Genomic DNA, 21,706 nt, shown 5'->3' on the forward strand with positions numbered 1-21,706 from the left:
GGCCCGTTCCATCCAGCACCCCCAAATTCCTGCTAGGAGCAAGGCATGAAACTGAAGCGTTTGATGGCGGCCCTCACATTTGCCGCCGCTGGCGTTGCAACCGCCAACGCGGTAGCCGCTGTCGATCCTGCGATCCCGACCTACACCAAGACCACCGGTGTTTCGGGCAACCTCTCCAGCGTCGGTTCCGACACCCTCGCGAACCTCATGACTCTGTGGGCCGAGGCCTACAAGAAGGAATATCCGAACGTAAACATCCAGATCCAGGCTGCCGGCTCCTCGACCGCGCCACCTGCGTTGACCGAAGGCACTGCCAACCTCGGCCCGATGAGCCGCAAGATGAAGGACGTCGAGCTGCAGGCTTTCGAGCAGAAGTACGGCTACAAGCCGACCGCCATCCCGGTTGCCGTCGACGCCCTGGCCGTGTTCGTGCACAAGGACAACCCAATCAAGGGCCTCACCATGGCTCAGGTAGACGCCATCTTCTCCTCCACCCGCCTGTGCGGTGGCAAGGCCGAGATCAAGACCTGGGGTGATGCCGGTGTGACCGGCGACCTGGCCAACAAGCCAATCCAGCTGTTCGGCCGCAACTCGGTATCGGGTACCTACGGCTACTTCAAGGAAGAAGCCCTGTGCAAAGGCGACTTCAAGCCTAACGTCAACGAACAGCCTGGCTCGGCTTCGGTCGTGCAGTCGATCAGCTCCTCGCTGAACGGCATTGGCTACTCGGGCATCGGTTACAAGACTGCCAGCGTCAAGACCGTAGCCCTGGCCAAGAAAGAAGGCGGCGAGTTCGTCGAAGACAACGAAACCAACGCCCTGAATGGCTCTTACCCGCTGTCGCGGTTCCTCTACGTGTACGTCAACAAGGCCCCGAACAAGCCTCTGGCCCCGCTGGAAGCCGAGTTCGTCAAGCTGGTGCTGTCGCAAGCTGGCCAGCAGGTCGTGGTGAAGGATGGCTACATCCCGCTGCCGGCTAAAGTTGTCGAGAAGACCCTGGCTGACCTGGGCCTGTCGCATGCCGGTAACGTTGCAAAGAAGTAAGTAACTGAAGAGGAGGCCGGCGCCGCTGCCCGGCCTCTTCCACGATGTTCCGGTCCGAAGCCAGGTATCCTGTGCGGCGGGCTTTCGCGCGTCACCACTTTGTAATGTTTTTGTCACACGGGACCGCTAGGGTGTGCGCATGAATGATCTGGCCAATTCCAACATGACCCAAAACTCCCAGCCCGTGCGCATTGATTTCAATACGCCCGAGTTGCAACGCAAGCGCCGCATGCGTGCGCTCAAGGATCGCCTGACCCGCTGGTATGTGCTGGTGGGCGGGCTTGCCGTATTGGCGGCCATCACCCTGATCTTCTTCTACCTGGCCTATGTGGTGCTGCCACTGTTCCAGGGTGCCGAGCTGACCAGCAAGAAAGCCCTGGAGCCGACCTGGCTGCAGCAGGACGCTGGCAAGCCGCTGATGATCGCGCTCGAAGAGCAGAACCTGGTGGGCATGCGGGTTTCGGACAAGGGCCAGGCATTGTTCTTCGATACCAAGACCGGTAACGAGCTCAAGCGTGTTGACCTGCCGGTACCAACGGGCACCCAGGTCACCTCGATCAGTGCCGACCAGCCCGGCAGCCCTCTGGTGGTGCTGGGCATGTCCAATGGTCAGGCGCTGGTGTTCCACCACACCTACAAGATCACCTACCCGGACAACAAGAAGACCATCACCGCCAACATCGACTACCCGTACGGCGAGCAGCCGTTCGTGCTCGACGAGCAGGGGCGTGCGTTGGAACACGTCAGCGTCAACGTCAATGGCGACACCCTGGTGCTGGCCGGCTCCACTGGTGCGCAATTGCAGGTGTTGGAACTGACCCGTAGCGAAAACATGATGACCGAAGAGGTCACCACCGAGCAGAACCGCATCGTCCTGCCGCAGATGACCGAAGTGGTGAAGAACATCTTCATCGACCCGCGGCAGCAGTGGCTTTACGTGATCAACGGCCGTGCCACGGCCGATGTATTCAGCCTGCGCGACAAGAGCCTTAACGGCCGCTACAAACTGTCCGAAAGTGCAGACACCGAAGTCACCGCCACCGGCCAGTTGGTGGGTAGTATCTCGCTGATCATCGGTGACTCCAAAGGTGGCCTGGCCCAGTGGTTCATGGCCCGCGACCCGGATGGCGAATCGCGCTTCAAACAGATCCGTACCTTCCAGCTGGGCAAGGCGCCAGTCGTGCAGATCGACGCCGAAGAGCGCCGCAAGGGCTTCATCGCCCTCGACGCCGAGGGCAAGCTGGGCGTGTTCCACAGCACTGCGCACCGTACCCTGCTGGTCGAACCGGTTGCCGAGGGCCCTGGCATCCTTGCCCTGTCGCCACGCGCCAACCGCATCATCATCGAACAAGGCGGCAAGCTGCTGCCGCTGAGCTTGCGTAACCCGCACCCGGAAATCTCCTTCAGCGCGCTTTGGGGCAAGGTCTGGTACGAGAACTACGACGAGCCTAAATACGTCTGGCAATCGACCGCTTCCAACACCGACTTCGAGCCCAAGCTGAGCCTGTCGCCCCTGACCTTCGGTACCCTCAAGGCCGCGTTCTACGCGATGATCCTCGCGGCTCCGCTGGCCATCGCTGCCGCTATCTACACCGCCTACTTCATGGCCCCCGGCATGCGTCGCAAGGTCAAGCCGGTGATCGAGCTGATGGAGGCGATGCCAACGGTGATCCTTGGCTTCTTTGCCGGCCTGTTCCTGGCCCCCTACCTGGAAGGCCACCTGCCAGGTGTGTTCAGCCTGTTCCTGCTGATGCCGTTCGGCATTCTGCTGGCCGGCTTCACCTGGACCCGCCTGCCAGAATCGATTCGCCTGCGCGTGCCGGACGGCTGGGAAGCGGCGATCCTGATCCCGGTCATCCTGTTCACCGGCTGGTTCGCCCTGACCATGAGCCCGCATCTGGAAAGCTGGTTCTTCGGTGGCGACATGCGTCTGTGGATTACCAATGACCTGGGGATCACCTACGACCAGCGAAACGCCCTGGTGGTGGGTATCGCCATGGGCTTTGCGGTTATTCCCAACATCTACTCCATCGCCGAAGACGCCGTGTTCAGCGTGCCGCGCAGCCTCACCCTGGGCTCGCTGGCGCTGGGTGCGACGCCCTGGCAGACCCTGACCCGCGTGGTCATCCTCACCGCCAGCCCGGGGATCTTCTCGGCGCTGATGATCGGCATGGGCCGTGCGGTGGGCGAGACCATGATCGTACTGATGGCCACCGGCAACACCCCGGTGATGGAGATGAACCTGTTCGAGGGCATGCGCACCCTGGCCGCCAACGTGGCCGTGGAAATGCCCGAATCGGAAGTTGGCGGCAGCCACTATCGCGTGCTGTTCCTGGCCGCGCTGGTGCTGCTGATGTTCACCTTCATCATGAACACCTTGGCCGAGCTGATTCGCCAGCGTCTGCGCAAGAAATACTCGTCGCTTTGATAGAAAGGTAGCGATCCGTGAAAAAGGCTTCCCTCAAAGGCTGGTTCAAGAGCGGCGCCCCAGGCGTCTGGATGAGCGGCGGCGCGGTGGCGATGGCGGTGATCATGACCGTCGGCCTGCTGGCGGTCATCGCCGTGCGCGGCCTGGGCCACTTCTGGCCAGCTGACCTGGTCCAGGCCACCTACAAGGTGCCAGGCCAGGCTGACCACGTCGTCATCGGCGAAGTAGTGCAAAAGGAAGATGTACCCCGTGCCCGTCTGAAAGGCGCCGGCCTGCCGGTACCGGACCAGGGCCCGGAGTTCATGACCCGCGAGCTGATCAAGGTAGGTAACCGCGACCTCAACGGCAGCGATTTCACTTGGGTGGTCGGCGACTGGCTGGTGGACGAACAGCGCCCTGCCGACCTGATGGCCCTCGAGCGCCGTGAGTGGGGCAACTTCTATGGCTACCTGGTCAGCGTCAAGGAACAAGGCCGTGTGGTTGCCGAAGGCCCCGCTGCCTGGAACGAACTGCAGGCCCGCCTCAAGCGTGCCAACCAGCTCAACAGCGAGCTGCAGCAGCTGGAGAAGCAGGACATCGGTGCCATCAACCATGGCCTTGAGCGCCTACGCCTGCAAGCGCGCAAGCTGGAGCTGGACGGCAAGCTGGACGCCGCCGCCCAGGCCGATATGGACGCCGACCGTGCCGAATTGAACAGCCGCTACAAGGCTATCGAAGACCGCCTGACCGACCTGCACCAGGCGTTTGCCCGCGACAGCCTGGTGGCCCGGGATGGCAATGGCCGTGAAGTGGAAATCAACCTGAGCAAGGTGGTGCATGCTATTCAGCCGAACGGCATGTCGGCGTTCTCCAAGTTGGGCACCTACTTCGGCAAGGTCTGGGAATTCCTCAGCGACGACCCGCGTGAAGCCAACACCGAGGGCGGTATTTTCCCGGCCATCTTCGGGACCGTGATGATGACCCTGATCATGGCCGTAATCGTCACCCCGTTCGGTGTGCTGGCTGCCGTTTACTTGCGTGAGTACGCAAGGCAAGGGCCGGTAACCCGGCTGATCCGTATTGCCGTGAACAACCTGGCCGGTGTGCCGGCGATCGTCTACGGCGTGTTCGGCCTGGGCTTCTTCGTCTATGTGCTGGGCGGCTCGATTGACCGGCTGTTCTTCCCCGAAGCGCTGCCGGCGCCGACCCTGGGTACCCCGGGCCTGCTGTGGGCATCGCTGACCCTGGCACTGCTGGCGGTGCCGGTGGTGATCGTCGCCACCGAAGAAGGCCTGGCGCGTATTCCACGCACCGTGCGTGAAGGCTCGCTGGCGCTGGGTGCAACCAAGGCCGAGACGCTGTGGAAGATTGTCTTGCCCATGGCCAGCCCGGCGATGATGACCGGCATGATCCTCGCCGTGGCCCGCGCCGCCGGTGAAGTGGCGCCGCTGATGCTGGTGGGTGTAGTGAAGCTGGCGCCGTCGCTGCCGGTGGACGGTAATTATCCGTATCTGCACCTGGACCAGAAGATCATGCACCTGGGCTTCCACATTTATGACGTCGGCTTCCAGAGCCCCAACGTCGAAGCCGCGCGGCCGCTGGTCTATGCCACGGCGCTATTGCTGGTACTGGTGATTGCAGCCCTCAACCTCTCGGCGGTGTGGATCCGGAACCACCTGCGCGAGAAGTACAAGGCGCTGGACAGCTGACCCTGATTGCATGCGTGCCGCCCGCAGGCCGGGCGGCCCTTTGAAACGACTTGATAGCGTATGGAGTTGACCATGCAGCAAGATTCCAACACCCATGGCATCGACATGTCTGCCCTGGGCCGCAACAAGCAGGGCCTGCGCCTGGCCGAAGAAACCGTGGCCATCGAAGTGCCGGGCCTGAGCCTGTTCTATGGCGACAAGCAAGCCCTGTTCGACGTCAGCCTGAACATTCCCAAGCAACGCGTGACCGCCTTCATCGGGCCGTCCGGCTGCGGCAAGTCGACCCTGCTGCGCACCTTCAACCGCATGAACGACCTGGTTGACGGCTGCCGCGTGGAAGGCGCCATCAACCTGTACGGCAACAACATCTACCGCAAGGGTGAGGACGTGGCCGAATTGCGTCGCCGCGTGGGCATGGTGTTCCAGAAGCCCAACCCGTTCCCCAAGACCATTTACGAGAACGTGGTCTACGGTCTGCGTATCCAGGGCATCAACAAGAAGCGCGTGCTTGACGAAGCGGTCGAGTGGGCGCTGAAGGGCGCGGCCTTGTGGGACGAGGTCAAGGATCGCCTGCACGAATCGGCGCTGGGCCTTTCTGGTGGCCAGCAGCAGCGTCTGGTCATCGCCCGCACCATTGCCGTTGAGCCGGAAGTACTGCTACTCGACGAGCCGTGCTCGGCGCTGGACCCGATCTCGACCCTGAAGGTTGAAGAGCTGATCTACGAACTGAAATCCAAGTACACCATCGTCATCGTTACCCACAACATGCAGCAGGCGGCCCGTGTTTCGGACTACACCGCATTCATGTACATGGGCAAACTGGTCGAATTCGGTGATACCGACACCCTGTTCACCAACCCGGCGAAGAAGCAGACCGAAGACTACATTACCGGTCGCTACGGCTAGCAGCCCTGCGGCCCCGGTGGGTGGGGCATGCCCGCACCCACAGGGTACAAGACGAATTATTTGAAGCTTGCAGCTTGTTCGCGGAGCGAAACGATGATCAACAAAGAAAGCCTTACCCATCATATTTCCCAGCAGTTCAACGCCGAGCTGGAAGAAGTGCGCAGCCACCTGCTGGCCATGGGCGGGCTGGTGGAAAAACAGGTCAACGACGCGGTTACCGCGCTGATCGAAGCTGATTCGGGTTTGGCCCAGCAGGTGCGCGAGGTTGACGAGCAGATCAACCAGATGGAGCGCAACATCGACGAAGAATGCCTGCGCATCCTCGCCCGTCGCCAGCCGGCGGCCTCTGACTTGCGCCTGATCATCAGCATTTCCAAGTCGGTGATCGACCTTGAGCGCATCGGTGACGAATCGACCAAGATCGCCCGTCGCGCCATCCAGTTGTGCGAAGAAGGCGAGTCGCCGCGCGGCTACGTCGAGGTCCGCCACATTGGCGACCAGGTGCGCAACATGGTCCGTGATGCGCTGGACGCCTTTGCCCGCTTCGACGCCGACCTGGCATTGTCGGTGGCTCAGTACGACAAGACCATCGACCGCGAGTACAAGACCGCGCTGCGCGAGCTGGTGACCTACATGATGGAAGACCCGCGTTCGATCTCGCGGGTACTCAGCGTAATCTGGGTGCTGCGCTCGCTGGAGCGGATTGGCGACCATGCGCGCAATATCTCCGAACTGGTGATCTACCTGGTGCGCGGCACCGACGTGCGCCACATGGGGCTTAAGCGGATGACTGCCGAGGTGCAGGGTACTGCGATCGCCGACGGCGAAAAGGCTAATGTTTCCGGTGAATCTGACGATAAGTAAGGTTGCTCCCGAGCATCGACGCCCGGCCTTGGCCGGGCGTTTTCGTTTGCGGTCGAGAGCTGGCAGGCACCCGCGAACAATGTGATGAAGTCCCGGCGTGACCAGGTTGTAGCAAATGGCCAGTATTTGGCAGTAGGCTAGTCGGGTTCAGAAGGAGTATCGATGAGTAAAGTGAATGTGCTGGTCGTGGATGACGCCCCGTTTATCCGTGACCTGGTCCGCAAGTGCCTGCGCAATGCCTTCCCGGGCATGGCGATCGACGATGCGGTCAACGGCCGCAAGGCCATGGCCCTGCTCGGCAAGGAAGCGTTTGACCTGGTCCTGTGCGATTGGGAAATGCCGGAGATGTCCGGCCTGGAACTGCTCACCTGGTGCCGCCAGCAGCCTGAGCTGAAGAACCTGCAGTTCATCATGGTGACCAGCCGTGGCGACAAGGAAAACGTCATCCAGGCGATTCAGGCGGGTGTTTCCGACTTTGTCGGCAAGCCGTTCACCAACGAGCAGTTGCTGACCAAGGTGAAAAAGGCCTTGAGCAAGATTGGCAAGCTCGACAGCCTGATGGCCATCGGTCCGGCGCGGGCCAACCCGGCGTTCGCCAACGATTCGCTGAATGCACTGACTGCCGGCAAACCGCAAGCGGTCAAGGTTGCAGCGCCTGCACCAGCAGCGGCGCCTGCCAGGCCCCCCGTCAGTGCGCCGGCACCTGCTGCCGCTGCGCCGAGCGGCCGTGGCCAAGGCCAGTTGCGCCTGGCAAGTGGCACCCAGCCATGCGTGATCAAGGCGCTGAGCTTGAAGGAGGCGCTGCTGGTGGTGCGTCGTGGTGAAGTGCTGCCACAGGTGCTGGAAGGCGCGGTACTGGACCTGGAGCAAGGTGAAAGCGCTGAAGTTGCCCGCCTGAACGGTTACCTGCATGCCGTTGCAGCGCTGGAGCCCAAGCCGGACAGCGACTGGCTGCAGCTGACGTTCAAATTCGTCGACCAGGATGCGCAAAAGCTCGACTACCTGTCGCGGCTGATTGCCCGTGGCACTGCGCAGAAGCATTTCACCCCCGGCGCCTGACCCCAGCTTCACGCCGCGTTTTGTGGCCGCTATTGCAGTGGGTTGGAAGCTCGCGCCGCTGCCATCCGACCAACTGCAATACCTGCCACAAAACCCGCTGCTAGGCTTCGACAGATCATAACTGTCAAAAAGCCACTATCATGCCCGCGCGCCTGCTGCTGTTCTGTGCATTGCTCATGGCCTCGGCGTCGAGCCTGGGTGTGACGCTTTACAAGATCACTGACGAATCCGGTGTGATCTCCTATTCCGACCGGCCCGGCCCGGGCGCCAAGCCATTGGTCCTGCTCGAGCCCATGACCGAGACGCTGGAGGGCCAGGTGCTGCTGAACGCGAAAACCTTTCAAGGTGGTGTCAGCTTCTCGGCCCGTAATGAGCTGCATGTGCCGGTGGAGGTCGAGTTGCGCCTGGACAACCTGGTGAATGCCCAGGGCGGCGATGCCCCACGGATCGTGCGTAGGCTGCTGCCGCCACGCACCACGCAGCTGCTCAGTGTGCTCAGGGGCCGGCCCGGGCTGCTGCTGAACTACCGTTCGACTCTGCTGCAGGCCATGGGTGACCCCGGCAGGCGGCCCCAGGGCTTCCGCTATGCGTTTCCGTGGGTGGGCGGGCCATTCCGTGTCACCCAGGGCCCTAATGGCCGTGTCAGCCATTTTGGGCCCAAAGGGCGCTATGCCATGGATATTGCAATGCCGGAAGGCACGCCGATTATCGCGGCGCGGGAAGGCGTGGTGGTGAAGACGCAAAATAGCCAGAGCGGGCGTGAGCCCAATCCGTCGGGCAACTTTGTGCGAATCCTGCACGCGGACGGCACCATGGGCGTGTACCTGCACCTGATGCGTGGATCGGTGGTGGTGACGGAGGGGCAGCGGGTGCGGCAGGGGCAGACGCTGGCCAAATCGGGCAATACCGGCAACAGCACCGGTCCGCACTTGCATTTCGTGGTGCAGCGCAACGTGGGGTTGGCGCTGGAGTCGATACCTTACCGGTTCGACAGGCCGATCAGCGGCTTGCCGGACTTTACTGCGGGCAACCCTTGAGGTTTTGGGGCTGCATAGCAGCCCCTGACCGTCAATCCAGCTTGAGTACCTTGGCCAGCACGATCTTCGGCCCCTTCATCTTCTTGATGATGATGCGCAGCCCTTCGACCTCCAGCACTTCCTCTTCCTCAGGCACGCGCTTGAGGGTCTCGTAGACCAGCCCCGCCAGAGTTTCCGCTTCGATGTGGTCCAGGTCGACCCCCAGCAGGCGCTCGACCTTGAACAATGGCGTGTCGCCGCGCACCAGCAGCTTGCCCGGCTGGTAGGCGAGGATGCCGCGTTCGGTCTTGCGGTGCTCGTCCTGAATGTCGCCCACCAGCACTTCCAGCACGTCTTCCATGGTCAGGTAGCCGATCACCTTGCCGTCGGCTTCCTCCACCAGCACGAAGTGCGCGCCGCCCTTGCGGAACTGCTCCAGCAGCTGGGCCAGCGGCATGTGCCGCGATACACGCTCCAGTGGCCGGGCGAGGTCATCCAGGTCGATGGTTTCGGGCAAGTGCTCGAGTTCTGCCAGTTCCAGCAGCAGGTCCTTGATGTGCAGCAGGCCGGTGAATTCCTCACGTTCGGCGTCGTACACCGGGTAGCGGCTGAACTTGTGGCGGCGCACCAAGGCCAGGATCTGCTTCAGCGGCGCTTGGGCATCGATAGTGACCATGTCCTCGCGCGAGTTGGCCCAGTCGACCACTTCCAGCTCGCCCATTTCCACGGCCGAAGCCAGCACACGCATACCTTGGTCGCTTGGGTCCTGGCCACGGCTGGAATGCAGGATCAGCTTCAGTTCTTCGCGGCTGTAGTGGTGCTCGTGGTGCGGGCCAGGCTCGCCCTGGCCGGCAATGCGCAGGATGGTGTTGGCGCTGGCGTTGAGCAGGTAGATGGCCGGGTACATTGCCCAGTAGAACAGGTAGAGCGGCACAGCGGTCCACAGCGACAGCAGCTCTGGCTTGCGAATGGCCCAGGACTTGGGCGCCAGCTCGCCGACCACGATGTGCAGGTACGAAATGACGAAGAAGGCGACGAAGAACGAGACGCCTTTGATCAGCTCGGGCGAGTCGACACCGAAGTACGCCAGTAGCGGCTCGAGCAGGTGGGCGAACGCCGGTTCACCGACCCAGCCCAGGCCCAGCGAGGCGAGGGTGATACCCAGCTGGCAAGCTGAGAGGTAGGCGTCCAGCTGGTTGTGTACCTTGCGCAGGATGTTGCCGCGCCAGCCATGCTGCTCGGCGATGGCCTCTACACGCGTGGCGCGCAGCTTGACCATGGCGAACTCGGCGGCAACGAAGAAACCGTTGAGCAGCACCAGCAGGAAGGCAAAGATGATCATGCCGAAATCGGCGAATAACGAGGTGAGGCTGATACCAGGGGAAGGGTCCATGATGGAGTTTTTACGGGGTCCGTCTTTGATATAGGGAGAAAAAAAGTGCCAGCTCAAGCTGGCACAGGGGGTTCAATGTAGCGGCTGGGGCCGCAAAAGCAAAGGGTGATGGCTTTGTTGCCGCCTCTGCGAGAGTGGGCATGCCCGCGAAGGGCTGCGCAGCAGCGCCGATCTCAAGCCTTGCCGTTGGCCAATTGTGCTGGCGCAAAGTGACAGGTGAAGGTGCTGCCATGCCCTGGAACACTGCTGATTTCCAGCTTGCCACGGTGGCGCATCAGCACATGCTTTACGATCGCCAATCCCAGCCCGGTCCCGCCGGTATTCGAAGCACGGCTGGAATCCACCCGGTAGAAGCGCTCGGTCAGGCGAGGCAGGTGCTTGGCATCGATGCCAACCCCCGAATCCTGTACCGACAGGTGCGCGCCCTGGGCATCGGCCCACCAGCGGATACGGATATTGCCTTCGTCCTGGGTGTACTTGACTGCGTTGAACACCAGGTTGGAAAAGGCGCTGCGCAGCTCCGACTCGCTGCCCTTGAGTTTTATCCCGGGGGCGGCCTCCAGGGTGATGCGCTGGTTGCGCGGCCCGGACAGGGCCTGGGCGTCATTCATTATCGAGGCGAGCAGAGTGTCGACCGCCACCGGCTGGTTGTCCGACGGGTAATCGGTGGCCTCCAGCTTGGCCAGCAGCAACAGGTCGTTGAGCAGCGTTTGCATGCGCGAGCCTTGCTGGCTCATCTGCTGCAGGGCGCGGCCCCAGCGCGGGTTCACGTCTTCGACGTTGTCGAGCAGGGTTTCCAGGTAGCCGGTGATCACCGTCAGCGGCGTGCGCAGCTCGTGCGACACGTTGGCGACGAAGTCCTTGCGCATCTGTTCCAGCTGGTGGATGCGGGTGACATCGCGCACCAGCATCAGGTGCTCGTTGTTGCCGTACCGGGTGATGTGCAGCTGCACCCGCATGCGGTCGTTGATCGGCGAAGGGATTTCCAGCGGTTCAAGGTAGTTCTCTGCCTCGAAGTATTCCTTGAAGCGCGGGTGGCGCACCAGGTTGGTCACTTGCTGGCCGCCGTCCTGCGGGGTCTTGAAGCCCAGCAGGGTTTCGGCGGCGCGGTTCCACCATTCCAGGTTGCCGTCGCTGTCGAGCATGATCACTGCATCACGCAGCGCGGCGGTGGACTCCTGCACCCGGTCGATCACTGCCTGCAGGCGGCCGCGCACGCGCTGATCCCGGCGTTGCAGGTGGTAGATGCTGTCGAAAACCTCGCCCCACAGGCCGTAGCCGTCGGGCGGCGCCTCATCGGGCTGGTGGTTGCGCAGCCAGTCATGCAGGCGCAGCAGTTGCTTGAGGGTCCAGCCCAGGTAGAGCGCCAGGCCTATGGCCAGGCTCCAACCATAGTAGCCGCTGACCAGCCCGCCAATCAGGCAGACGGTAATCAGCAGCAGCAGGTGGCGAATCAGGGTCGCATGCCAGTTCTGGTTCAATTGACGGTCCTTGTACAACGACGTGCAGCTTGGCGCTCTTGAGCCGGATCAGCTCTTGGTCGAGAAGCGGTAGCCAGTGCCCCGGACGGTTTGTACCAGATTTTCGTAGGCTTCACCCAACGCCTTGCGCAGGCGTCGGATGTGCACGTCGACCGTACGTTCCTCGACATACACGTTCCCGCCCCACACCTGATCGAGCAGCTGGCCACGGGTGTAAGCACGCTCTTGGTGGGTCATGAAGAACTGCAGCAGGCGATATTCGGTGGGGCCCATCTCGGCCGGCTTGCCGTCGATGGTCACGCGATGGCTGATTGGGTCGAGCAGCAGGCCGCCGACTTCGATCGGTGCTTCGCTGTCGCTCGGGCCGGTGCGGCGCAGCACGGCTTTCAGGCGTGCGACCAGCTCGCGCGGTGAGAACGGCTTGGTGATGTAATCGTCGGCGCCCACTTCCAGGCCCTGGATCTTGTTGTCTTCCTCACCTTTGGCGGTGAGCATGATGATAGGAATGTCGCCCGTCAGCTCGTCGCGCTTGAGACGGCGGGCCAGCTCGATGCCAGAGGTGCCCGGCAGCATCCAGTCGAGCAGGATCAGGTCCGGCTTGCGGTCGACGATGATCGCGTGGGCCTGTTGGGAGTTTTCCGCTTCCAGGCAGTCATAGCCGGCCATTTCCAGGGCAACGGCGATCATCTCGCGAATAGGCGCTTCGTCGTCGACGATCAGAATGTTCCTGCCAACCATGCTCAAAACCTCTCCTGGATTCGGTGTCTTGGCCCGCATTAGATAACGGAATTATTGCAGCTGTGTGACAGGGTGTTGGCCGTTCTGGCGACATTCCGTGACTGGACTAGGCTACAGAAGGCCGCAGTTGTGGCAACTCGAACTCATTTCCCCCCGAAACAATGGTGAATCCAATGACACGACATACGCTGAGCTGGATGGCCCTTTTCACTGCGCTGGCGCTCCCGGGGGTGGCCTCGGCCCACCATGCCATGGAGAAGGACGGCATGTGGGTCGATTCTGCCGGCATGACGCTGTACACCTTTGACAAGGATGCGGGCGGCAAGTCGATGTGCAATGGCGATTGCGCTACCAACTGGCCGCCATTGAAGGTGACGGCTGGCGAAAAGGCCGAGGGTAAGTGGACACAGATCGAACGCGACGACGGCTCGATGCAGTGGGCCTACGACGGCAAGCCGCTGTACACCTTCATCAAGGACAAGAAGGCCGGCGACATGACCGGTGACGGCATGAAGGACGTCTGGCACGTCGCCAAGCCTTGAACATCCCCGCGTAACCTTGTGGGAGCGGGTGAAGCCGCTTCCACAAGGTTGATCTGTCAGCGCAACGCGTAGTCCAGCACCACCCCGATGAACACCAGCATCCCGGCCCAGTGGTTGTGCAGAAACGCCTTGAAGCACGACTCTCTATCCAGCTTGCGCGTCGACCAGTATTCCCAGGCAAAACACACCACCGCACCCAGCAACCCCAGGTGGAACCAGCCCCCGAGGTCGAAGCGGCTACCCGCCAGCAACAGGCAGCCCAGCGACAGCAACTGCAAGGTCAGGATGATGGTGCGGTCGGCATCGCCGAACAGAATGGCGGTCGATTTCACACCAATCTTCAGGTCGTCATCCCGGTCGACCATGGCGTAGTAGGTGTCGTAGCCCACTGTCCACAGCAGGTTGGCGATGTACAGCAGCCACGCACTGGCCGGCAGCTCGCCGCCGGCAGCCGTGAAGGCCATGGGGATGCCCCAGGAATACGCCGCCCCAAGCACCACCTGCGGGTAATAGGTGTAGCGCTTCATGAACGGGTAGCAGAACGCCAGGGCCACCGCGCCGAACGACAGCCACACCGTGCGGCTGTTGGTGCACAGCACCAGCAGGAAGCTCACCCCGACCAGGATCGCGAACAGCGCCAGCGCCTCGCGTGGCCGCACCCGGCCACTGGCCAGGGGGCGGTCGGCGGTGCGCTTGACGTGGCCGTCCACCTTGCGGTCGGCAAAGTCATTGATACAGCAGCCGGCGGCGCGCATCAGTACCACGCCTAGGCCGAAAATCAGCACGTTGGCCAGGGTGGGGGAGCCGTTGCCGGCAATCCACACCGCCGACAGGGTGGGCCACAGCAGCAGGTAGATGCCAATCGGGCGGTCCATGCGGCTTAGCTGAACGAAGTCCCAGGCCCGCGGGTGCAGGCGGTTGAGCGACTTGAGCAGGTGCAGGTACATCAGCGGTTATCCTCCTTGGCCGCTTGCCACAATGCCGGCAGGAACACCTCAGCCACCAACAGGTCCAGGCCTTCACGCTCGAAGCGCGAGCGACGGCCCCACAGTGCTGGATGCGCAGCTTCGGGCGGCAGCCAGGCCTGTGGATAACTGCATACTTCGAGCGGGTGGCGGATGAACGCCTGGTCGCAGAACAACAACTCGCCCAGCGAGCGGCTGCCGAGGGTTTCGAGGTCCAGCCCGCCGCGCTCCAGCGCCCTGCGGCTGGCCACGCTGCGGGCGAATACCCAAGGCTGGCCGTGGCCGCGAAGGTACACCTCACGCACCCAGCCTTCGGCGCCGGTAACGATACCCAGCGCCTGGCACTCGTCATCGCGCAACGGCTGCCAGCCCTCGAACAACGGGGTGACCGAGAAGTGGTCAAGGGACAGGCGAGTCAGGCGGCGGGTCAGCGAGCCTTCGTCGAACAGCCAGTCAAGGGTGGGCTGGTCGATGTCGGTCGCCAGCTGCGAATACGGCAGCCACGCGACAGCGGCTGCTTGCGGGGATTCGTACGACACGTCAGTCTGCTTGTTACAACCAGAGAGGCGGCGAGCTTAGCATGATTGCCCCGACTGCTTGCATACTAGGGACAGGGCCGCTACAAAGCCAAGCTTCAGCCCCCAACCGAGGAAAAAGACCCGATGAAAAAGTGGCAATGTATTGTCTGTGGCCTGATCTACGACGAAGCCGAAGGCTGGCCCGACGACGGCATCGCCCCCGGCACCCGTTGGGAAGATGTGCCAGCCGACTGGCTGTGCCCCGACTGCGGCGTCGGCAAAAGCGACTTTGAAATGATCTCCATCGGCTAAGCGAGGCAAGCACGACATGACGTCCCCTGTGGTAATCATCGGTACCGGCCTTGCGGGCTACAACCTGGCTCGTGAGTTTCGCAAGCTCGATGCACAAACGCCGCTGCTGCTGATCACCGCTGACGACGGGCGGTCCTATTCCAAGCCCATGCTTTCGATGGGCTATGCCAAGCAGAAGGACGCCGATGGCCTGTGCATAGCCGAGCCGGGCGTCATGGCCGAGCAACTGAACGCCGAGATCCGCACCCATACCCGCATAAGCGGCATCGACCCAGGCCATAAGCGCCTATGGATCGGCGAAGAGGCTGTGGAGTACCGCGACCTGGTGTTGGCCTGGGGGGCGCAGACCGTACAGGTGCCAATCGAGGGCGATGGCAGCCATCTGGTGTTCCCGATCAACGATCTGGAGGACTACGCTCGCTTTCGCGCCGCCGCTGTCGGCAAACAACGCGTGCTCATTCTCGGTGCCGGCCTGATCGGCTGCGAATTCGCCAACGACATGAGCCTGGGCGGCTTCCAGGTAGACGTGGTGGCGCCCTGCGAACAGATCATGCCGACCCTGCTGCACCCGGCCGCTGCGGTGGCGGTGCAGGGCGGTCTCGAAGGCCTGGGTGTACGCTTCCACCTGGGGCCTGTGCTGACCCGCCTGCAGCAGGTGGCCCAAGGGCTGGAGGCGCACCTGTCGGATGGCCGCGTGATTGCCTGCGACCTGGTGGTGTCGGCCATCGGCCTGCGCCCGCGCATCGACCTGGCCGCCGCGGCCGGCTTGCAGACCCATCGTGGCGTCAGCGTAGACCGCGAGCTGCGTACATCCCACGCCAACATCTTCGCCCTCGGCGACTGTGCCGAGGTCGAGGGTATCAACCTGCTGTATGTGATGCCGCTGATGAGCTGCGCCCGGGCGTTGGCGCAAACCCTGGCCGGCAAACCGACGGCGGTGGCCTACGGGCCGATGCCGATTACCGTCAAGACCCCGGCTTGTCCGCTGGTGGTCTCGCCGCCGCCGCCGGGCCAAGAAGGTACTTGGCAGGTAGAGGGGCAGGGCAGTGACCTCAAAGTGCTCTGCTACGGCGCCGACGGCGAATTGCTGGGCTACGCCCTGACCGGGGCAGCTGTCATGGAAAAGCTGGCACTTAATCGCCAGTTACCACCGGTAATGGCGTAAATAGCGCGCGTTCTGTCGGATTTATCCTGTTGTTGACTGCACAATGGCCGCCCAGATACTGGCGCGGCCCCTGAGCTCGTGCCATTCTCACTCCCGTCTGCCGCAGATTAGAGCCTGCGGTGCCTTGAGCGCTGCTCCCAGAGGCAGCACGGCATAACAACAAGAATTCCGTCAAAGAGGCTTCACTATGCGCAAACCAGAACTCGCCGCCGTCATCGCCGATAAGGCTGACCTGACCAAGGAAAAGGCCAATCAGGTTTTGAACGCGATTCTCGACAGCATTACCGGTGCCCTGGACAAGGACACCGTGACCCTGGTCGGTTTCGGCACTTTCGAAAAACGTCATCGCGGCGCGCGTACCGGCAAGAACCCGCAAACCGGCGAGCCGGTCAAGATCAAGGCCAGCAATACCGTGGCCTTCAAGCCAGGCAAGAACCTGCGCGACAGCGTCAATGCGCCGGCAAAACCGGCCAAGAAAGGCAAGTGATCGCTTCCTGACAACCGCGGTAACAGCCAAGCGGGCGCCTCAGGGCGCCCGTTGTGCTTTCTGCAGGCAAAATGTTTCGAGCCTGCATAAAAAGTTCTGGAAAAGGATAGACTGCGCGCCTCAGTCACTTTTTATTCGAGGCGCGTTGATGAAGTTCCGCTTTCTTCTCTGGGCCATGGGGCTGTTGATGGCCAGGGCCAGCCGCAACAACCCAGCGTTCCAGCAGCAGCTCAAGGGCAAAGACTTGGTGTTCCAGATGCAAACCCTGGATGGCAAGGTCGCTCGGCACTTCACCGTCAACAACGAGCGCATCACCAGCAAGGGCGGCGCGCACCCACAGCCGGCCTTCGCCATCGCTTTCAAGGACGCGGCTTACGGCTTTGCCACGATGCAGGCGGGCAACAAGCAGTTGGCGTTCATGCAGGGGATTCAAGACAAGAACATCCAGATCAAGGGCAATCCGGCGTTGGTGATGTGGTTCCAGGGCTTGATGAAGTACCTGAAGCCGAAGAAGAAAGGCTGAAGCCAATAGGGTTGCTGACAGCTGTACCTGTGGGCGCGGCCACGCCCGCACCCACAGGTCACGTGCTCAATGCGGTGCGTGAAACTGCGAAGCTAGTTCCCGCAACAGGCTCTCGGCCTCCAGCACCTTGCTCACCACATCCTCGGCCTTGTCCCGGGTAACCCCCAGACGCTCCAGCAGTTCGTCAGGAATCTCTTCCGACGGCCCCGAGCCAATTCCCCGCGAGCGCAGCAGGCGAGTCGCCAGGCAGACCAGGTTGGGGAATACCGATAACTCGCCGTCGTAGGCCGGGTCGTGCTGGAAGCGCAGCGCTGTCGACAGCTCTTCCGGCATGTCCCACAGCTTCATCAGCCACGCGCCAATCTGCTCGCGGCTGATGCCCAGCAGGTGCTGCTCCACGTAGGTGTGGTTCAGGTGCGGGTTAACCTCCAGGTGGCGGCATATCAGTGAGAAGTGCGGTGGGAACACGTGCGCCAGCAACAGGTAGCCAAAGTTGTGCAGCAACCCGGCCAGGTAGGTCAGGCCCGCCTCCGGGCGTTCGGCACGCGGCATGGCACGGGTCAGGCCTTCGATGATGGCGGCGGTGTAGATGGATTGTTGCCAGTAAGGCGTAGCCTGTTGTGGCTGATCTTTGGGCAGGCTCAAGGTCTTGCCAAGCGCCAGGCCCAAGGCCAGGTTGATTACCAGGTCGAAGCCCAGCACGCGCACGATGGCATCTTCCACCGAACGGATCTTGCCCGGCGAGGCATAGTAGGGCGACGCGGCCCAGCTCACCACCTGCGCGGCCAGTGCCGGATCGGTTTCGACCACGCCGGTGATGTCATCGATGCTGGCGTTGGGGTCTACCCGCAGCTTGATGATTTTTTGCGCGGTATCGGCCAGCGGCGGGATTTCGATGGTTTCTTCAAGGCGCTTCTGGATGCGTCGGGCAGTGAAAGCCTGCACGGCATTGGTGATTTCCCGGGTGTCGTCATCGGGGCGGTCGAGGTTGGGGGTGATCGCCTCGACTTGCTGGCCGAAACTGCTGGCGCTGGCCTTGGCCAGCATGCGCTTGAAGTGTGCGCGTTCGATTTCCAGCAGCAGGCCGGCTTCGCCTGACTCGATAAACACGGTGTCGACGTCGAGCAGGCTCTTTTCGTACTGGCACGGCGAGCTGGTCAGCGCCGGGATGCCCGGCAGTGCCTTGAGCTGGTGCTTATCGAGCATATGCTTCAGGCGCGGCACCGACACGGCCGTGAGTTTGCGCCCAGTCAGTTCGGCCAGGCGGTTCAGGTCCAGCAACTGGCTCTGCGGGAACAGCACCATCAGGGCGCCGACCTCGTCGTCGAGCAGCACGGCCTGCACTCGCGAGGCTGGCGGCAGGTGCGGGTGTTCTACCACCTCGCTGTAGGCCACGCCGAGCTTGTCGAGCAGTTGCTTGATGACGGGGGGTGCGTGTGGGGTTGCGGTGTCCAGGGCAACTTCAGTCATGGTCCGTATCCACTGATTCTTTTAAATGCGAAGTATAACCACCCTCGGGCCAAATCTGGATCCATGATGGGACTGACGTCACACTTGGCCATATTGCTGGCCATGACGTAGCCAGCGATCCAGCAACGGGCTGACGTGATCCGGCCAGCGAGCGATCAGGGCTTGGGCGGCGTCGCGCACAGCCGGGAGCAGATCGGCGTCGCGCATCAGGTCGGCGACCTTGAACTGCAACAGGCCGGTCTGGCGGGTGCCGAGCATCTCACCAGGGCCGCGTAGCTCCAGGTCCTTTTCGGCGATGATGAAGCCGTCATTGGTTTCGCGCATGATCCCCAGCCGTTCGCGGCCGATCTGCGACAGCGGCGGGTGATACAACAGCACGCAATGGCTGACGGCGCTGCCCCGGCCCACCCGGCCGCGCAACTGGTGCAACTGGGCCAGGCCCAGGCGCTCGGGGTTCTCGATGATCATCAGGCTGGCATTGGGGACGTCCACGCCTACCTCGATCACCGTGGTGGCGACCAGCAGCTGCAGCTCGCCGGCCTTGAACTGCGCCATGATTTCGGCTTTTTCCGCTGGCTTCATGCGGCCGTGGATCAGCCCCACCCGTAGCTCGCCCAAGGCGCTGCCAAGCTCCTCGTAGGTGCTTTCGGCGGCCTGGCAGGTCAGCTCTTCGGACTCTTCGATCAGGGTGCATACCCAATAGGCCTGGCGCCCTTCGGCGCAGGCGGCGCGTACCCGCTCGACCACTTCGAAGCGGCGGCTGTCGGCCACCAGCACGGTGTTCACCGGGGTACGACCGGGCGGCAGTTCGTCGAGCACCGAGGTGTCCAGGTCGGCATAGGCGCTCATCGCCAGGGTGCGCGGTATTGGTGTGGCAGTCATGATCAGCTGATGCGGGCACAGTTCGCCAGCCACGCCCTTTTTGCGCAGGGCCAAGCGCTGCTGCACGCCAAAACGGTGCTGTTCGTCGATGATCGCCAGCGCCAGGTGCTTGAATTTCACCTCTTCCTGGAACAGCGCATGGGTGCCGACTACCATCGGCGCGCCGTTGGCGATCTGCTCCAGAGACGCAGCCCGGGCCTTGCCCTTGAGTTTGCCGGCCAGCCAGGCCACTTCGATGCCCAACGGCTCCAGCCAGCGTTTGAAGGTGATGTAATGCTGTTCGGCGAGGATTTCGGTCGGCGCCATCAGCGCCACCTGATAACCGGCCTCCAGTGCCTGCAGTGCGGCCAGCGCCGCGACCACGGTCTTGCCGGCGCCAACGTCGCCTTGCACCAGGCGCATCATCGGCTCGTGCTGGCTGAGGTCGTAGGCAATCTCGTTGGCGACCCGCTGCTGCGCGCCGGTCGGCTGGAACCCCAGGTTGGCCAGGTATTGCGCCTGCAGGCGGGTTGGCTTGGGCAGCACTGGCGCGCGCAGGCTGCGCAGGCTTTCGCGCAGGCGCTGCTGTGACAGCTGGTGGGTCAGCAACTCTTCGAAGGCCAGGCGGTGCTGCGCCCAGTGGTGGCCCAAGGCTAGCTCTTCGAGGTCTGCGTCGGCTGGTGGGTTGTGCAGGTAGCGGATGGCATCGTCCAACGGCGCCAGCTGGTAATCGCGGGCCAGTTCGTCAGGCAGCCAGTCGGGCAGGCTGCGGGGGCCGAGCATGCCAAGGCTTTGCTGGCACAGCAGGCGCAAGCGTTGCTGGGTAAGGCCTTCAGTGGACGGATAGATCGGCGTCAGCGTCTGCTCGACCGGTGGTGGCGGCTCGTCGCCGTTCAGTGCACGGTATTCTGGATGGTAGATTTCCAGGCCCGAAGCACCGGGGCGGGCTTCGCCATAGCAGCGTAGATGGGTGCCCCGCTTGAGGCCTTCCTTTTGCGCGTTGCTGAAGTGGTAGAAGCGCAGCGTCAGCACGCCGCTACCATCGCCCAGGCGCACCACGAGGCTGCGTCGCTTGCCCATGGTCACGTCAGTACCGCTGACCACGCCCTCGATCACCGCGTCCTGGCCGGGGCGCAGCTGGCCGATTGGCACTACACGGGTGCGGTCCTGGTAGCGCAGGGGCAAGTGAAACAGGACGTCCTGCAGATTTTCCAGGCCGACCTTGGCGAGTTTTTCCGCCATGGCCTCGCCAACACCCTTGAGGACGGTGACCGGGACGTTCGACAGCTCACTCATGACTCAGGCCGGTTGTTCCGCAGTGGCTTTGGCGACCGAGCACAGGCGGATCGAGTCGGCGAGGATCTCGATGGCCTTGGGCCGAGGGAAGCTGGCGCGCCAGGCGATGGCCACGGTGCGGAACGGTGCCGGTGCAGTCAGCGGGCGCACCTCTATCACGCCGGGAGCGTAATGATGGCTGTGCACTGCCGACAGCGGCAGGATCGACACGCCGAGGCCTGAGGCCACCATGTGGCGAATGGTTTCCAGCGAGCTGGATTCGACCGTTGTGTGCCGGGCGCCGTCACCACCCTTGTTCAGGGTCGGACAGGCTTCGAGTACCTGGTCGCGGAAGCAATGGCCCTCACCGAGCAGCAGCAGGCTCTTGTCGTTGAGCATGGCGGTGTCGATGGTTTTCTTCGCCGTCCACGGATGGTCGGCAGGCATCAGGGCGCAGAACGGTTCGTCGTACAGCGGCAAGGTCAGCACATCGGCTTCGTTGAACGGCAGGGCGATGATCACCGCGTCCAGTTCGCCGTTACGCAGCTTTTCGCGCAGTACGTGGGTGAAGTTTTCTTCGATGTACAGCGGCATCTGCGGGGCAACGCGGTGCAACTGCGGGATCAGGTGCGGGAACAGGTAGGGGCCCACGGTGTAGATGGCGCCCACCTTGAGCGGGGCAGTCAGTTGGTTCTTGCCGGCCTGGGCCAGTTCGCGAATGCCCTGGGCCTGCTCCAGTACCTTCTGTGCCTGGGCGACGATGCTTTCGCCGACGGGGGTCAGGCGTACTGCGCTTTTGCTGCGCTCAAAGATCAGAACGCCAAGCTCATCCTCAAGCTTCTTCACACCGACCGACAGGGTCGGCTGGCTCACGTGGCAACGCTCGGCGGCATGGCCGAAGTGCTGTTCCTGGGCGAGTGTGACGATGTAGCGTAGTTCTGTGAGGGTCATAACGTGCGTCCATGAAGTTG

20 protein-coding genes are annotated in these 21,706 nt (G+C 62.7%); 12 read left to right on the top strand and 8 right to left on the bottom strand.

Annotated elements, in window-relative coordinates:
• The first annotated feature begins 45 nt into the window (after positions 1–45).
• The 7 genes from OO258_RS19810 to OO258_RS19840 all read left to right on the top strand — a co-directional run bounded on the left by OO258_RS19810 (position 46) and on the right by OO258_RS19840 (position 9,026).
• A complete protein-coding gene (locus OO258_RS19810) occupies positions 46–1,044 on the top strand; it encodes a phosphate ABC transporter substrate-binding protein PstS (RefSeq protein ID WP_266032137.1) in 999 nt (332 codons plus the stop codon).
• A 139-nt stretch (positions 1,045–1,183) separates the two neighbouring features.
• Complete coding sequence (locus tag OO258_RS19815) at positions 1,184–3,472, top strand: ABC transporter permease subunit (RefSeq protein WP_266032138.1); 2,289 nt, start codon at positions 1,184–1,186, stop codon at positions 3,470–3,472.
• A 71-nt stretch (positions 3,473–3,543) separates the two neighbouring features.
• The gene (gene pstA, locus OO258_RS19820) at positions 3,544–5,160 is read left to right on the top strand and encodes a phosphate ABC transporter permease PstA (protein WP_266032159.1); all 1,617 of its coding nucleotides are present in this window, start codon (positions 3,544–3,546) and stop codon (positions 5,158–5,160) included.
• A gap of 72 nt (positions 5,161–5,232) precedes the next feature.
• Complete coding sequence (pstB, locus tag OO258_RS19825) at positions 5,233–6,066, top strand: phosphate ABC transporter ATP-binding protein PstB (RefSeq protein WP_110743439.1); 834 nt, start codon at positions 5,233–5,235, stop codon at positions 6,064–6,066.
• 93 nt (positions 6,067–6,159) lie between these two features.
• Positions 6,160–6,930 (top strand): phosphate signaling complex protein PhoU, encoded by a 771-nt coding sequence (phoU, locus tag OO258_RS19830; protein ID WP_110743438.1) that lies wholly within the window; start codon positions 6,160–6,162, stop codon positions 6,928–6,930.
• Positions 6,931–7,092: 162 nt separating this feature from the next.
• Complete coding sequence (locus tag OO258_RS19835; RefSeq protein ID WP_266032139.1) at positions 7,093–7,989, top strand: response regulator; 897 nt, start codon at positions 7,093–7,095, stop codon at positions 7,987–7,989.
• Between the two features lie 140 nt (positions 7,990–8,129).
• Positions 8,130–9,026, top strand: a complete 897-nt coding sequence (locus OO258_RS19840) for a peptidoglycan DD-metalloendopeptidase family protein (RefSeq protein ID WP_266032140.1) — start codon at positions 8,130–8,132, stop codon at positions 9,024–9,026.
• A 31-nt stretch (positions 9,027–9,057) separates the two neighbouring features.
• On the opposite strand, the gene OO258_RS19845 is transcribed toward OO258_RS19840, so the two are convergent.
• The 3 genes from OO258_RS19845 to phoB form a co-directional block, all read right to left on the bottom strand.
• A complete protein-coding gene (locus OO258_RS19845) occupies positions 9,058–10,398 on the bottom strand; it encodes a hemolysin family protein (protein ID WP_110743436.1) in 1,341 nt (446 codons plus the stop codon).
• Between the two features lie 173 nt (positions 10,399–10,571).
• The gene (phoR, locus tag OO258_RS19850) at positions 10,572–11,879 is read right to left on the bottom strand and encodes a phosphate regulon sensor histidine kinase PhoR (RefSeq protein WP_266032141.1); all 1,308 of its coding nucleotides are present in this window, start codon (positions 11,877–11,879) and stop codon (positions 10,572–10,574) included.
• A 48-nt stretch (positions 11,880–11,927) separates the two neighbouring features.
• Entirely contained in the window at positions 11,928–12,617 is a 690-nt protein-coding gene (gene phoB, locus OO258_RS19855) for a phosphate regulon transcriptional regulator PhoB (protein WP_003253341.1), read from the bottom strand.
• A 173-nt stretch (positions 12,618–12,790) separates the two neighbouring features.
• Here phoB and OO258_RS19860 point away from each other — a divergent pair, with 173 nt between their 5' ends.
• The gene (locus OO258_RS19860; protein WP_110743434.1) at positions 12,791–13,159 is read left to right on the top strand and encodes a hypothetical protein; all 369 of its coding nucleotides are present in this window, start codon (positions 12,791–12,793) and stop codon (positions 13,157–13,159) included.
• A gap of 56 nt (positions 13,160–13,215) precedes the next feature.
• Here the strand turns inward: OO258_RS19860 and ubiA are convergent, their stop codons facing one another.
• Entirely contained in the window at positions 13,216–14,106 is an 891-nt protein-coding gene (ubiA, locus tag OO258_RS19865) for a 4-hydroxybenzoate octaprenyltransferase (RefSeq protein ID WP_110743433.1), read from the bottom strand.
• Entirely contained in the window at positions 14,106–14,663 is a 558-nt protein-coding gene (locus tag OO258_RS19870; protein ID WP_266032142.1) for a chorismate--pyruvate lyase family protein, read from the bottom strand. The genes ubiA and OO258_RS19870 overlap by 1 nt, the downstream gene beginning before the upstream one ends.
• Before the next feature lie 123 nt (positions 14,664–14,786).
• Here OO258_RS19870 and OO258_RS19875 point away from each other — a divergent pair, with 123 nt between their 5' ends.
• The 4 genes from OO258_RS19875 (at position 14,787) to OO258_RS19890 (ending at position 17,129) form a co-directional block, all read left to right on the top strand.
• Positions 14,787–14,954 carry a rubredoxin gene (locus tag OO258_RS19875; protein ID WP_110743431.1) on the top strand — a complete coding sequence of 56 codons (168 nt, stop codon included), beginning with the start codon at positions 14,787–14,789 and terminating at the stop codon, positions 14,952–14,954.
• Between the two features lie 16 nt (positions 14,955–14,970).
• On the top strand, positions 14,971–16,119 hold the full coding sequence (locus tag OO258_RS19880) for an NAD(P)/FAD-dependent oxidoreductase (RefSeq protein ID WP_266032143.1): 1,149 nt from the start codon (positions 14,971–14,973) through the stop codon (positions 16,117–16,119).
• Positions 16,120–16,306: 187 nt separating this feature from the next.
• Complete coding sequence (locus tag OO258_RS19885) at positions 16,307–16,606, top strand: HU family DNA-binding protein (protein ID WP_003253355.1); 300 nt, start codon at positions 16,307–16,309, stop codon at positions 16,604–16,606.
• Between the two features lie 148 nt (positions 16,607–16,754).
• Positions 16,755–17,129: a helicase gene (locus OO258_RS19890; RefSeq protein ID WP_266032144.1), complete on the top strand. Its 375-nt coding sequence runs from the start codon at positions 16,755–16,757 to the stop codon at positions 17,127–17,129.
• 66 nt (positions 17,130–17,195) lie between these two features.
• On the opposite strand, the gene OO258_RS19895 is transcribed toward OO258_RS19890, so the two are convergent.
• The 3 genes from OO258_RS19895 to OO258_RS19905 form a co-directional block, all read right to left on the bottom strand.
• Positions 17,196–18,599: an aminoacyl-tRNA deacylase and HDOD domain-containing protein gene (locus OO258_RS19895; protein WP_266032145.1), complete on the bottom strand. Its 1,404-nt coding sequence runs from the start codon at positions 18,597–18,599 to the stop codon at positions 17,196–17,198.
• A 78-nt stretch (positions 18,600–18,677) separates the two neighbouring features.
• Positions 18,678–20,756: an ATP-dependent DNA helicase RecG gene (gene recG / locus OO258_RS19900; protein ID WP_266032146.1), complete on the bottom strand. Its 2,079-nt coding sequence runs from the start codon at positions 20,754–20,756 to the stop codon at positions 18,678–18,680.
• A gap of 3 nt (positions 20,757–20,759) precedes the next feature.
• Entirely contained in the window at positions 20,760–21,686 is a 927-nt protein-coding gene (locus OO258_RS19905) for a hydrogen peroxide-inducible genes activator (RefSeq protein WP_266032147.1), read from the bottom strand.
• Positions 21,687–21,706: the final 20 nt, after the last annotated feature.

The organism is Pseudomonas sp. DCB_BI, assembly GCF_026240995.1.
Taxonomy (GTDB): domain Bacteria; phylum Pseudomonadota; class Gammaproteobacteria; order Pseudomonadales; family Pseudomonadaceae; genus Aquipseudomonas.